14 protein-coding genes are annotated in these 13,130 nt (G+C 36.7%); 12 read left to right on the top strand and 2 right to left on the bottom strand.

The window, feature by feature from the left end:
* Window positions 1-244: 244 nt before the first annotated feature.
* Window positions 245-652 (top strand): hypothetical protein, encoded by a 408-nt coding sequence (locus RT723_RS02700; RefSeq protein WP_315945786.1) that lies wholly within the window; start codon window positions 245-247, stop codon window positions 650-652.
* On the opposite strand, the gene RT723_RS02695 is transcribed toward RT723_RS02700, so the two are convergent.
* Complete coding sequence (locus tag RT723_RS02695; protein ID WP_315945785.1) at window positions 645-1,112, bottom strand: hypothetical protein; 468 nt, start codon at window positions 1,110-1,112, stop codon at window positions 645-647. The genes RT723_RS02700 and RT723_RS02695 overlap by 8 nt on opposite strands.
* Window positions 1,113-1,371: 259 nt before the next feature.
* On the opposite strand from RT723_RS02695, the gene RT723_RS02690 reads away from it, so the two are divergent.
* From RT723_RS02690 to RT723_RS02650, 9 genes are all read left to right on the top strand, one after another.
* Complete coding sequence (locus RT723_RS02690; protein ID WP_315945784.1) at window positions 1,372-2,808, top strand: serine hydrolase domain-containing protein; 1,437 nt, start codon at window positions 1,372-1,374, stop codon at window positions 2,806-2,808.
* Between the two features lie 46 nt (window positions 2,809-2,854).
* On the top strand, window positions 2,855-3,454 hold the full coding sequence (locus RT723_RS02685) for a PepSY domain-containing protein (protein WP_315945783.1): 600 nt from the start codon (window positions 2,855-2,857) through the stop codon (window positions 3,452-3,454).
* A 278-nt stretch (window positions 3,455-3,732) separates the two neighbouring features.
* A complete protein-coding gene (locus RT723_RS02680; protein ID WP_216055930.1) occupies window positions 3,733-3,915 on the top strand; it encodes a hypothetical protein in 183 nt (60 codons plus the stop codon).
* A 268-nt stretch (window positions 3,916-4,183) separates the two neighbouring features.
* On the top strand, window positions 4,184-5,053 hold the full coding sequence (gene yghU, locus RT723_RS02675; RefSeq protein ID WP_315945782.1) for a glutathione-dependent disulfide-bond oxidoreductase: 870 nt from the start codon (window positions 4,184-4,186) through the stop codon (window positions 5,051-5,053).
* A gap of 224 nt (window positions 5,054-5,277) precedes the next feature.
* Entirely contained in the window at window positions 5,278-6,165 is an 888-nt protein-coding gene (locus RT723_RS02670) for a DMT family transporter (RefSeq protein WP_216055928.1), read from the top strand.
* 33 nt (window positions 6,166-6,198) lie between these two features.
* Complete coding sequence (locus tag RT723_RS02665; protein ID WP_428983583.1) at window positions 6,199-6,648, top strand: GNAT family N-acetyltransferase; 450 nt, start codon at window positions 6,199-6,201, stop codon at window positions 6,646-6,648.
* Window positions 6,649-6,766: 118 nt separating this feature from the next.
* On the top strand, window positions 6,767-7,606 hold the full coding sequence (locus RT723_RS02660) for an isopenicillin N synthase family dioxygenase (protein WP_216056015.1): 840 nt from the start codon (window positions 6,767-6,769) through the stop codon (window positions 7,604-7,606).
* A gap of 172 nt (window positions 7,607-7,778) precedes the next feature.
* On the top strand, window positions 7,779-8,111 hold the full coding sequence (locus RT723_RS02655; protein ID WP_216055927.1) for a DUF6172 family protein: 333 nt from the start codon (window positions 7,779-7,781) through the stop codon (window positions 8,109-8,111).
* A gap of 106 nt (window positions 8,112-8,217) precedes the next feature.
* Window positions 8,218-8,451: a DUF6500 family protein gene (locus tag RT723_RS02650; RefSeq protein ID WP_371820000.1), complete on the top strand. Its 234-nt coding sequence runs from the start codon at window positions 8,218-8,220 to the stop codon at window positions 8,449-8,451.
* A 109-nt stretch (window positions 8,452-8,560) separates the two neighbouring features.
* Here the strand turns inward: RT723_RS02650 and ald are convergent, their stop codons facing one another.
* Window positions 8,561-9,691: an alanine dehydrogenase gene (ald, locus tag RT723_RS02645; protein WP_216055926.1), complete on the bottom strand. Its 1,131-nt coding sequence runs from the start codon at window positions 9,689-9,691 to the stop codon at window positions 8,561-8,563.
* A 158-nt stretch (window positions 9,692-9,849) separates the two neighbouring features.
* Between ald and lrp the strand changes: the two genes are divergently transcribed.
* Both lrp and RT723_RS02635 read left to right on the top strand, forming a co-directional pair.
* The gene (gene lrp, locus RT723_RS02640; protein WP_216055925.1) at window positions 9,850-10,320 is read left to right on the top strand and encodes a leucine-responsive transcriptional regulator Lrp; all 471 of its coding nucleotides are present in this window, start codon (window positions 9,850-9,852) and stop codon (window positions 10,318-10,320) included.
* Between the two features lie 167 nt (window positions 10,321-10,487).
* Window positions 10,488-13,127, top strand: coding sequence for a DNA translocase FtsK (locus RT723_RS02635; protein WP_315945840.1), 2,640 nt, complete (start codon window positions 10,488-10,490; stop codon window positions 13,125-13,127).
* The last annotated feature ends 3 nt before the right edge of the window (window positions 13,128-13,130 follow it).

Here is a 13,130-nt window from a genome sequence, read left to right as displayed (position 1 = left end):
TTTTCTTGTTTATATTCATTGTATGAATGCCAATATATTATCGCCAATGGTCAAAGTTTAGAGCTAACAGTAAACGAACAAAAACGAGATAAGCTAATTGATGATTTAACCTGCCTGTGTGACAAATGGGCTGCGACAATAAACATTTTAGCGTGACGTTCGTTAAATATTTACTTTTTAAGCACAGCTTTAGTTGATTTAAAATCGTAATAAGTTAACTTATATAATAAGTTACGGTCATTTAATGGCAATTTTTATGATAGAACATGGTTCGTTTCAAATGGAAGTTATTGATCAAACATTGGTGGTTAAGTGTTTTGATGCTTGGAATACGGAAACCGTGGTACGTATGTGTAAAGAATATAAAGAACTGGTTAAAACGATAAAAGATAAACCCTGGGCTTGCCTTGTCGACCTATCTCAATGGGAATTATCCACACCTGATATGTGGGAAAAAATAGATGAGTTAAATGAATGGGCGAACCAGAATAACCAAAAATATGAAGCTGTAATTTGTAGCTTATCAATTCAAAGAATGTTTTTAGAAGCAAGTCATGAGGTATTAACGAATGTAGAAAGCCGCTTTTGTGATGACTTGCAAGAAGCATTTAATTGGCTACAAAGTGTGGGTGTTTATAATTCACCTAGTTGATATGGGTTTTTACAAAATTAACGGCTTCATCATTAAGGTGAGAAAAACTTAAATAGTATCGTCCTTTATCGTAATGAAAAATACAGCCTTTTTCCGTCAAGGTTATTTGATGAATTATAGACCAAGTTAATGTTAATTGATGGTAAGGGGTGTTCGTTTTAATCCCTTCATCATCTATAGTTAAACTTACTTCTGAGTTTGACTCTTTTGCGATCAGTTGACGCCATACCCACCAAGTTTGTTGCCAATACACACTCATGGCTTCAACAATCGAGAGAACAATAATAAACATAGAAAGGTGACCTAACTGGCCGATAGCGGAAGTGGCAAACCCTAAGATCAACAATACTAAGGCTTTACTATAGGCTTTTAAGCCGGTTGTTTTATTTGCAGATTGTTCAAAACATTCGTGATAAAAAGCTTTATTTAGTTGGAAGGTCGTTTCAAAAGAAAAACTCAAGTTCGTTCCTATTTATTGGTTTGCTGTATTGTACCTGTAAGCATTATTAAAACATAGTTTAAGCCTTAGCATTGCAAGATTTTTCCTTTTTTAAATCCATTGTTTCTTATTGTAACAACTGATAACTTGTTGTTCCTCCTATAAAATATTTAATATTAATTTTACCTGCACTAAAACACGGTCGTAGATTGTTGAAAACAGATGTTAGACAAAAATGATTAATATTAGGTATTTGCACATCAATAATTTTGAGATAACTATGTTAAAACGTTTACTTTTTCTGTTGATCACAAGTTGTACATTGGTGGTTAAAGCGCAAACAGTCGTGTCAGATACATTTATAACTATGTTCAACACCGGCAATCGCGTTGCTGTGATTGATTACCTTGAAAACAATATGTCTGAAGAAAGGGTCGAACGTTATGGAATAGATGCGCATGTGGGCGTGTTTTTAAATAGTCAAAGTACCTATGGGAAACTTACATTAATTGAACGTTTGCCTAACAACGAAAATAATCAACAAACCGTAGTGGTGTCCGAAAATAATCGGCAAACTTATCTGTTAACCATAAATCTAACTGAAACATTGCCCCAAAAAATCAACTATTTTAGCTTACAAGACCCTGATAATAATGAAAATTCATCACCAAAAATTACACTTTCTGAGCTAAAACAACAGTTATTTAAATTTATTAAAAAGCTAAATGACAAAGATGCTTTTTCTGGTTCCATATTAGTCGCTAAGGGGAAAGATGTTTTACTTAAAACTTCCGTTGGCTTTGCTAATAGAGAGTGGAAACAAAAAAATCAAGTTGATACTCGTTTCTCAATAGGTTCGATGAATAAAATGTTCACAGCGATATCGGCACTGCAGCTGATAGAAAAAGGTGAACTTAACTTTGACGATAAACTTGTTCAATTTGTAGATAAAAGTTGGTTACCCGAAGGTGAGGTGGAATTGATCACGGTCAGACAACTATTAACCCATACATCTGGCCTAGGTAACTTTTTTAATAGTGATTTTAACGCCAGCAATAAAGAGGTTTATCGTGATTTAGATGCCTACAAACCTTTGGTGTCCGGTACACCATTATTATTTACGCCGGGAACTCGAAATCGATATAGTAATTCTGGCATGTTGATGTTGGGCTTAATCGTCGAAAAGGTAAGTGGTCTGCCATATTACGATTACATTCAACAGAATATTTATGATCAAGCTGGCATGTCAAAATCAGGCAGTTTTGAACTAGATAGCGTAACGCCTAATTTAGCGATTGGCTATTTAAAACGGTCGCACAGTGAGGGGTGGGTTAATAGTACCTATACCAGAGCGGTGAAAGGTAGTCCTGCTGGAGGCGGTTTTTCTACAGTTAGTGATCTACATAAATTTGCTCTTGCACTAACAAATTACCAATTGTTAGGGAAAACGTTGACCGAACAAGCTTATAGTGCAAAGACACAGTATAATTCTGCTTTTTGGTATGGGTATGGTTTTTCTGTTAGCGGTACGTTAGATGATAGAGTTGTTGGTCATGGCGGTGCGTATTTAGGCGTTGATGCAAGATTAGATATCCATTTAGACTCAGGTTTGATTGTCGTTATTTTGGCGAATCAGTCAGATGTGGTTGCTCCAGTTCGAAGAGAGATCAATCAACTTTTAACTAAAATGAAGACAAAAAATATCAGTAAAGACTAGATTGATCCCCAGTATTTAAATGAAACAATAAATAAGGTTTTCATAGATGAAGAGCAGGAAGTTACACAGAATTATAGGGTTAATCCTAGTATTGCCTATGCTTGGTTGGATATTCACCGGTGTCGTATTTTTTATAAAGCCTGGTTATCAAGGTGCTTACGAACAACTTTCATTAAAAACATATCCACTTGCCCAAAACGTAACCATCACCCTAAGTGAAAATTGGCAAGAAGCTAAGTTGGTTAGAACTATATTGGGTCACCATTTATTGGTCAAGGTTGATGGGGAAACTCAACATTTAGATCCAATTACCATGACTGAGAAAACACCGCCAACATCAGAACAATTTAAGTTACTGTTAGAAGATGCTATCGCCAGCAATGTAGAAAGATACGGTGGCCTTGTTGATATCAATCAAGCGCATGCTACAACAAGCACTGGGGTTGAGATCCGATTAAATTGGCAATACCTGAGATTAAGTCAAACCGGAAAAGACACTAAGTTAATTAATTTGTTATACCAAATCCACTATCTACAGTGGTCACCGTTTAAAGGCTTTAATCAAGTGATGGGAATTGTTGGTCTCTTATTGTTGATGATGATCACCTTGTTAGGGGTAAGGACTTTTCTGGCTAATAGAAAATGATCTATTGAATTTGACGGCAAACATAATGTTTATAAAAGCAGTTTATTACCGCTTTTTTTGACCCAATTTTTAGTTATTTATCGTTTAGCCAACGCATTTGTATAATTAACATTCTTATCCTCGGTCATCAGTATTTGTAACATACAGTTTACGTTTGTTAATTAAACAATGTTCAGTGTGTTGTATTATTTTCAACCAGTCGTGGTAGGGTAATTGCATCAGTTTGGTGCGTGGTAGCACGATTGAGATTAATAAAAATGATATAAAAGGTGACCGTTATGAATAAACCAAGTAATTCTTCATATAAAAATTCAAGCAATAACTCACATCAATCTTATCCAGGTGATGGCTTCAAGTCGAATCGAAACACCAGTCAAACCTTAGATACTGAACAAAATAAGTTATATGAAAAAGTAGACACAGATGGTGCTCATTCAGGTTATGTTCTAGGCTACAACTGAAGAAACAATCTTATTGGGTTAAGTCTTCTGAGTCAGAAATGCGCTTGGAATCTAAATAAGGTCAATCCATGACTCACCGTTTCTAATGTTAATGTAAAATACACATTTGGCGAACGTGGTTTGGGTTAAATAATTTCAAGCAACCATTCATTTCATTAAATATATTTCGTATAACTAATGCGATTTACTTTCCTTGTTGTCCCTTGAGTTCACTGCAATCATCCTCATCAATAGAGAAACACAAAAACAGTTATTTAGGATCCAAAGTATGTCAGATAAAACCTATACACCAGCAAAAGTATGGCAGTGGAACAGTGAAAGTGGCGGTAAATTTGCCAATATAAATCGACCTATATCCGGCGCAACGCACGTTAAAGCATTAAGTAAGGGTAAACATCCATTTCAATTGTATTCACTTGCTACGCCAAATGGTGTGAAAGTAACGGTAATGTTAGAGGAATTACTGGCATTAGGGATAAAAGAAGCTGAGTACGACGCTTATTTGATCAATATAATGGAAGGGGATCAATTTGGCTCTGATTTTGTTGCCATCAATCCCAATTCAAAAATACCTGCATTAGTGGATAACAGTACCGATGATAATACGCCAATATTCGAGTCTGGTGCCATTTTGCTTCACTTAGCGGAAAAATTTGATGTATTTTTACCAAAAGAGCCGGCAGCAAAAGCGCAATGTTTGTCTTGGTTATTTTGGCAGGTTGGCAGTGGACCATTTTTAGGTGGTGGTTTTGGCCATTTTTACGCTTATGCCCCCGAAAAGTTTGAATACCCAATTGAAAGATTCACCATGGAAGTAAAGCGACAGCTTGATGTGTTAGATAAACATTTAGCGGACAATCAGTTTATGTGCGGTGACGATTATACTATTGCAGATATGGCTATTTGGCCTTGGTACGGCGTATTGGTGCAGGGCGGACTTTATGAAGCGGCTGAATTTTTAGATGTTAAGTCTTATACAAACTTAGTGCGTTGGGCCGATCAAATCAGTCAAAGAGAAGCGGTTAAACGTGGAATCAAAGTCAATCGTAGTTGGGGAGAATTAGACCAGCAATTACATGAACGTCATGATGCGTCTGATTTTGATCTTAAAACACAAGATAAAATAGAACAAAACTAACCGCTACACTTTACAAAAGTTAGCGGCAGTGAACAACAGGGGATACTTAGGTATTCCCTGTTTTTGTTGGTTTTTCTGTTAAATAAAAAACAATAACGATGTATCGATTACATTGCAGATAAATAAGCTATTGTTTATCAATATAACGGGCGCGATTTAATGACATTTTAAATTAATACAAACGTGATAAAATTTGTTTTTCATGATCAAATTATCGAACCTAAATGCCTGTCTCTGCTGCCTTTCTTCTTGTTGTCATTATCTGGTCCACTACGCCACTTGGTATAGTTTGGAGTAGTGAATCTATTAGCCCAACTTTTTCATTATTAATGCGTATGACCGTTGCAATTTGTGTTGGCTCAGTGTTGATGGTGGCATTAAAAGTTAAGTTACAGTGGACCCTAAAAGCCGTTCGTATTTATTTGTATTCCAGTTTATCCGTCGCTATTGGCATGTTGTTTTGTTATTTAGCGGCACGGCATATATCTTCAGGCTTGATGTCGTTGACCTTTGGTATTGCACCTATTTTGTCCGGTTTATTGGCGCAAAAAATACTATTTGAACAAAAATTCTCTTTACTGAAAAAAGTGGCCTTATTAATTAGTCTATCCGGCTTAGCTATTGTTTGTAGTGAAAATGTAACTTTTGGCGCAACCAGTTTACTTGGTCTTGGTTATGTCTTTATTGCGGTATTGTTATTTAGTTTAAGTAGTGTTTTGGTTAAAAGTGTGGACATTGAAATTCATCCGTTATCAACAACCATGGGTTCGTTAATTGTGAGTTTACCGTTTTTTCTCGTATTTTGGTTGGTTGCAGACGGGCAAGTAAATTACCAAGATTGGCAACCAAGAGCGATAGCTGCGGTTCTGTATTTAGGGGTTTTTGCTTCCTTAATTGGATTTTTAGCCTATTTTTTTATTCTGCAAAAATTGCCAGCCAGTACAGTGGCATTAGTGGTCATGATCACCCCAGTTATTTCAACAGGACTTGGCATCTTATTAAATGACGAACATTTGTCTTGGCTATTGATAGTCGGTGGAGGATTTGTGGTATTGGGATTAGGTTTGTTCCAATTTGGCCATAAAGTGAAATGGTTCAGGGCTAAAGCGTAAGTACAATATTGGGTATGTTGATAAGGAAACTAGGTGGAAAATAAATACGTTTTAAAAACGGGTAGTGAAAATATGGATATAAAATTAATCCATTCTTTTATTAGCCAGTCTTATTGGGCCGAGAATATCCCATTTGATACTTTAAAATTAGCGATTGAGCATTCACTTTGTTTTGGCATATTTATGACCGATACCAAAGATGGAGATCATCAACACCAGGTTGCATTTGCTCGAGTTATTACAGATAAAGCTACCTTTGCCTATTTAGCCGATGTGTTTGTTTTAGCAGAACACAGAGGGAAAGGATTAAGTAAACGTATGATGGAAGCTGTTATGCAACATCCGGAGTTACAAGGGTTAAGACGTTTTATGTTGGCGACAAAAGATGCACATCAACTATATCAACAATTCGGTTTTACAAAATCCGCTAACCCGTCAAGTTTAATGGAAAAGTGGAACCCCAACATTTATAAACTAAATTAATTTATCGATTCATAATAGTTTACAGTTGAAACCCCTTTAAATGTCAGCTTTCTCAATATTAGTGTTACTTTTTACTTATTAACCTCTATAATTCGCAGGTTAATTTAGTTGGGAATATATTATGTTATCTGTTGTTGATTATACTGCTGAAAACGCAGCTCAAGAGTTTGTTACGTCATTACATAACACTGGGTTTGGCGTATTAAAAAATCATCCTATTCAAAAAGAATTACTTGAATCTATTTATGAAAATTGGGCTGGTTTCTTTGCCTCTGACGAAAAATTTGATTATAAATTTAATGTAGAAACCCAAGATGGTTTTTTTCCAACTACTGTTTCTGAAACGGCAAAAGGCAATAATTTAAAAGACATTAAAGAATACTTTCATTATTACCCTTGGGGTCAAGTTCCTGCAGAATTAAAGCAACAATTATCTGATTATTACGAACAAGCAAATTCACTGGCTGCCACCTTATTAGATTGGGTAGAAAAACACTCGCCAGCAGATGTATCAGAAAAATTCTCCATAGCGTTATCTGAGATGATTGCACAAAGCCAACGTACGTTATTACGTATTTTACATTACCCACCAATTACGGGTGATGAAGAACCTGGCGCGATAAGAGCAGCAGCACATGGTGATATTAACTTATTAACTATTTTACCTGCAGCCAATGCAAGTGGCTTACAAGTGCAGTTAAAAGATGGGACTTGGTATGATGTACCGGGTGACTTTGGATGTTTAATTGTGAATATTGGTGACATGTTGCAAGAAGCATCTGGTGGTTATTATCCTTCTACTATCCATAGAGTGATCAATCCAGAAGGCCAAGATAAAACTAAGTCTCGTATTTCATTACCATTATTTTTGCACCCAAAAGCCGAGGTGGTATTATCGGAACGTTATACCGCAGACAGTTATTTGCAAGAACGTTTACGCGAGTTAGGTGTTAAATAACAACATAAAAAAACGGTATTTAGCCTTTTTGTCGTATTTGAGGTCATACCAATCTTTTATCAAGATTAGTATTAGTTAAGGTATGGAAAGTCATGCCTTTTACAATTAATTCGCGTATCATGCACGCCAATTAGTCAGTTATTATTCTGACCGTTAGCTTTTTAGGAATATCATGAGAAAAACATTTGAAATTACACACGAAAAAATTAAACCAGCACGTATGGTTGACTCAGTTAAACATGATGTTAAAAAATATCTAAGAAGAGAGCGCAACAAACAGATTCCTAAAGGTGCAGATTTTTGGGATTTTGATGTTAAATTTGGTTTAACTCAAGATACGGCTGAAGTCATTAAATTAAGTGAGATCAATAAATCAATTGATACTGCCGTTGAAGGTGGTGCCACCGCTTTTTATATTGAGATCTTAGCTAAGCCGGGTATTCGCGTAATACAAGAAAGTGAATTTGATGAAGATGACTTTGAACCTGAGTTCATCGAAGAATAGTCTTTCAGAAAAATTTGATAAAACGTTAAAAAAAAACAGGTTAAATGCCTGTTTTTTTATGTCTTAAATTTATATAAACAATATTAGAATAAAACAAGGACGGATGATGAAAACGACTAAGATGCCAGTGGCGATGAAGCAAAAAATTATAGATGTATGTGATAAAAAAATAGCAGCTAAAGGCACCAATGTTGGTTTGTCATTTTATGCATTTTTTGCCAATAAAAACGACGATCCAGAATTACTAATGGAGGTGGCGACTTGGTGGATAATGACTCACAAATTAGACCATTTTGAAAAAGCCGTGAAAATTAAACAAATGATCCAACAAGATCTGTAATTAAACGCTTTAACAAACATAAAAAAATCCCGTAGCACAGTGCTTATAAACAAGTGTGCTACGGGATCTTTAAAACGAGTAATTACATCACTCGTTTAATCAAACAAATTTAAAGTGCTAATGCTTCAGCAGCATCCATGTATTCTAAGTTTAATTTATCGCCTAATGCATCAACAACCGCTTTATAGGTTACTTTACCTTTATGAACGTTAAGGCCATTTAACAAATGTTTGTCTTCTAACATTGCACGTTTAGGGCCTTTATTAGCAAGGGCTAAACCAAATGGTAAAGTTGCATTGTTTAATGCCATCGTTGAAGTACGAGCAACACCACCTGGCATGTTAGCCACACAGTAATGCACAACGTCATCAACTACATAAGTAGGATCTTGATGCGTCGTTGCTTTAGCTGTTTCAAAACAACCACCTTGGTCAATTGCAACGTCAACAACTACAGAACCCGGCTTCATAGAAGCGATGTGGGTTTTGTTAATTAATTTAGGCGCAGCAGCACCAGGAATTAATACCGCACCAATCACAAGATCAGCTTTTGCTGTGTAATATTCAATCGCGTCAACCGTTGAGAATACTGTTTTAACGGTACCGTTGAAGATATCATCTAATTGACGAAGACGAGGCAATGAACGATCTAAAATCGTAACATCTGCACCCATGCCTAATGCCATTTTTGCTGCGTTGGTTCCAACAACACCACCACCTAAAACAAGAACTTTAGCCGGTGCTACACCAGGTACACCACCTAATAATGTTCCGCTACCGCCTTGTGCTTTTTCTAAATGATGCGCACCAGCTTGAATAGACATACGTCCAGCAACTTCACTCATTGGGGCAAGTAAAGGTAATCCACCAGTGTGGTCCGTTACCGTTTCATAAGCGATACATGTCGCGCCAGAAGCAACTAATAATTCAGTTTGTGTCGCATCAGGGGCTAAATGAAGGTAAGTGTATAGTGTTTGACCTTCGCGTAACATTTTACATTCATTAGGCTGTGGCTCTTTTACTTTCACTATCATGTCAGCAGTAGCAAATATTTCAGCAGGGGTTGCAATAATACTTGCTCCTGCTTCTACATATTGCTCGTCAGTAAAGCCAATAGCAGTACCTGCATTGGTTTCAACAATAACTTGATGGCCATGAGCAACAAATTCTTTTGCTGCCGCAGGAGTAAGACCTACACGATATTCATGGTTTTTAATTTCTTTAGGTACACCAACGATCATTTTAAACCTACCTTCTTTGTATTATTTGCGAGTGACAAACATTATGTAATGTGTATTTTATTTTCGGCGAGTATAGTAGTAAGTAATCAATATTAAATACTGTATTTTCGTTATATACAGGATATTATTCTGTTATATATAAAAAATTGAGTCTATATATGAATAAAACTCTAGATCGAATTGATAAAAACATTTTAGTCGAGTTACAAAAAAATGGCCGAATTTCTAATGTCGAATTATCCAAGTTAGTTGGTTTAAGCCCAACCCCTTGCTTAGAAAGGGTAAAACGTCTTGAAAATCAAGGTGTTATTGAGGGCTATAAAGCAATTGTTAATGCCGAACAAGTGGGGGCGTCGTTATTAGTCTTTGTAGAAATTACGCTAGAAAAAACCGCACAAGATGTGTTCTCAGAGTTTTCTAAATCCGTGAGTTCGTTTAGTGAAATATTAGAATGCCATTTAGTTTCTGGTAGTTTTGATTATTTATTAAAAACCCGAGTTAAAAACATGGCGTCCTATCGAAAATTACTCGGGGATACCTTATTAAGATTACCTTCAGTTAGTGCAAGTAGAACCTATGTTGTGATGGAAGAGGTCAAGTCTAATACGGCAATACCGATTAATATTTAAACGTTGAACAAATTCAATTAGATAATAACCAATTAATTAAGCAAAAGAGCATAAACGCAATGATTCTTGTTATTAAATTTGGTAAAGTTTTGCAGCCTCAAAATGAATATTTCATATAAAAACAAAAATTGAGTGCGGAGTATATTTTGACAGACAGCCAACCGAATATGTTAAATGGATTTCAGCGATTGTTAGAAGCAGGCTTATTTATAGCTGGGCTTATCGCGATATATATTTTAATTACTTTATTTACCTTTGATCCCGCTGATCCTAGCTGGAGTAAAACCGGCAATTACGAATTGATAAAAAATGGCGGAGGTGCATTTGGTGCCTGGTTGTCAGATATATTATTGTTTACCTTTGGCTGGTTAGCCTTTTTTGTTCCTGTGGCCGTGTCCTTAGTAGGATGGTTATTATTTCGCAAGTTCCATAATTTGATAGAGATAGACTATTTAGCTTTAGGGTTAAGGTTAATTGGTATCTTTTTATTCATTATTGGTAGCTCCGCACTAAGTAGTATTAACTTCGACGATATTTATTATTTTTCCTCTGGTGGCATCATTGGTGATGTTATCGCGTATTTATTATTACCTGTAATTGGCTTTTCTGGTTCGACCTTAGTGTTATTAGTTTTTGTTCTTATCGGGATCACATTAATGACTGGAGTCTCTTGGATCCGTGTCGTCGATGGATTAGGTAAATATACAATAGCTATGTGCAGTCTTATCTATGCAAAATTACGGAATGCCATTCAAAATGCGAAAGACAATAAGCAGAAGGGCATTGATGTGGCTGCTAATAAGGTGGCTGAAAGTGAAGTTGCTCTTGAATTAAATACTGCTGCAGTTGAACCTGCAGACGAGATGCCCGCGATATCAATACCAGATAAATTAGAAGGCAATAACTCACAATCTTTATTAAACCAGTTTTTTGGTGCGGCGGAAATCAAAGAACAAAGCAGTAACATAGGATCAACAGCGCCTGAGTTAATCGATGATAGTAAAATTGACTTAGTCGATTCTCAAGCGGCCGGAATGGTTGACGCGCAAATTGAACCTGTGACTAAAGGCTCAAATATAGTAAAAGCAGCAAATCAAATCTCCCTTGATGATGATATGCCGATTTCATTTGATGAATACGATCAACAGCCTACTTATTCAGGGGTGGATGATGAGTTACACGATGATGACATCAAAGGCGCGTTAGATGGAATGCAAGCTGCACATCAACGTGCACCTCAGCGTGATACCAATGTGGTAGAAAACTTACCCCCATTAGTTAAAGAAGTGAAACCAATTACATTACCTTCTCTAGATCTTTTAGATAGACCGGATAAAGTTGAAAATCCAGTTTCGCAAGAAGAATTGGACGCTGTATCTCGTTTGGTTGAGGCGAAACTATTAGACTTTAATATTCAAGCTAAAGTGGTAGGTGTATTCCCAGGTCCAGTTATTACCCGCTTTGAATTAGATTTAGCCCCTGGTATTAAAGTAAGTAAAATCACTACATTATCGAAAGATTTAGCCCGTTCGTTGTCTGCACTTAGTGTGCGAGTGGTAGAAGTTATTCCGGGTAAATCATTCATAGGTTTAGAACTGCCAAATAAACATCGCCAAATTGTTCGTCTATCAGAAGTAATGAACAGTGCCGGTTTCCAAAACTCTGCATCACCGTTAACTATGGTCTTAGGTAAAGATATAGCGGGTAAAGCAGTTACTGTTGATTTAGCTAAGATGCCACATTTGTTAGTGGCAGGCACAACAGGCTCAGGTAAGTCAGTTGGTGTAAATACCATGATTTTGAGTTTGTTATATAAATCAACACCAGAAGATGTTCGTTTAATCATGATAGATCCAAAGATGTTGGAATTATCAGTATATGAAGGTATCCCGCACTTATTATCTGAAGTGGTAACGGATATGAAAGAAGCCGCTAACGCATTACGTTGGTGTGTGGGTGAGATGGAACGTCGTTATAAATTAATGTCATCATTAGGTGTGCGAAACTTAAAAGGTTATAACGCGAAAGTGGCACAAGCCATTGCGGATGGAACTCCGATCCTTGATCCGCTTTGGGTTAAATCAGAGCAAATGTCTGACCGTCAACCTGCACTTGAAAAGCTACCTGCTATTGTCGTGGTTATTGACGAATTTGCTGACATGATGATGATCGTAGGCAAAAAAGTGGAAGAGTTGATTGCACGTATCGCGCAAAAAGCGCGTGCGGCAGGTATCCATTTAGTTTTAGCAACACAGCGCCCATCTGTTGATGTTATCACTGGTCTTATCAAAGCAAACATTCCAACTAGAATGGCATTCCAAGTGTCCTCAAAAATTGACTCAAGAACTATCTTAGATCAACAAGGTGCAGAGAACTTATTGGGCATGGGGGATATGTTGTATTTACCACCAGGCTCTGGTGTACCAACTCGTGTTCATGGCGCGTTTGTAGATGATCATGAAGTTCATGCCGTGGTAAAAGATTGGAAATCTAAAGCGAAACCTAATTATGTACCAGAGATTCTTCAGGGCGAAATGACAGATGAAAATATGTTACCCGGTGAAGCTGCAGAAATGGCAGATGGTGAAGAAATAGACCCTGTATTTGACGAAGCGGTTGCTTTTGTTACGGAAACTCGCAAGGTATCAATATCAAGTATTCAACGTAAACTCCGCATTGGTTATAACCGTTCAGCACGTATTGTTGAGCAAATGGAAACTATGGGGATTGTAAGTCGAGCTGCAAATAATGGGGGGCGTGAGGTATTAGCGCCGCCACCAGTTAAAAACATTGAAGAAGAATTTTAATAA

The sequence above is a fragment of the Psychrosphaera aquimarina genome (assembly GCF_032461525.1).
GTDB lineage: Bacteria > Pseudomonadota > Gammaproteobacteria > Enterobacterales > Alteromonadaceae > Psychrosphaera > Psychrosphaera aquimarina.
This window is presented reverse-complemented; position numbering and strand designations above follow the sequence as displayed.

What these genes read in the sequence shown, in the direction of transcription:
- RT723_RS02700 (WP_315945786.1), top strand. Translation starts at nt 245, where the DNA reads ATGGCAATTTTTATGATAGAACATGGTTCGTTTCAAATGGAAGTTATT.
- RT723_RS02655 (WP_216055927.1), top strand. Translation starts at nt 7,779, where the DNA reads ATGAGAAAAACATTTGAAATTACACACGAAAAAATTAAACCAGCACGT.
- ald (WP_216055926.1), bottom strand. Translation starts at nt 9,691, where the DNA reads ATGATCGTTGGTGTACCTAAAGAAATTAAAAACCATGAATATCGTGTA.
- RT723_RS02680 (WP_216055930.1), top strand. Translation starts at nt 3,733, where the DNA reads ATGAATAAACCAAGTAATTCTTCATATAAAAATTCAAGCAATAACTCA.
- RT723_RS02670 (WP_216055928.1), top strand. Translation starts at nt 5,278, where the DNA reads ATGCCTGTCTCTGCTGCCTTTCTTCTTGTTGTCATTATCTGGTCCACT.
- RT723_RS02650 (WP_371820000.1), top strand. Translation starts at nt 8,218, where the DNA reads ATGAAAACGACTAAGATGCCAGTGGCGATGAAGCAAAAAATTATAGAT.
- RT723_RS02635 (WP_315945840.1), top strand. Translation starts at nt 10,488, where the DNA reads ATGTTAAATGGATTTCAGCGATTGTTAGAAGCAGGCTTATTTATAGCT.
- yghU (WP_315945782.1), top strand. Translation starts at nt 4,184, where the DNA reads ATGTCAGATAAAACCTATACACCAGCAAAAGTATGGCAGTGGAACAGT.
- RT723_RS02690 (WP_315945784.1), top strand. Translation starts at nt 1,372, where the DNA reads ATGTTAAAACGTTTACTTTTTCTGTTGATCACAAGTTGTACATTGGTG.
- lrp (WP_216055925.1), top strand. Translation starts at nt 9,850, where the DNA reads ATGAATAAAACTCTAGATCGAATTGATAAAAACATTTTAGTCGAGTTA.
- RT723_RS02685 (WP_315945783.1), top strand. Translation starts at nt 2,855, where the DNA reads ATGAAGAGCAGGAAGTTACACAGAATTATAGGGTTAATCCTAGTATTG.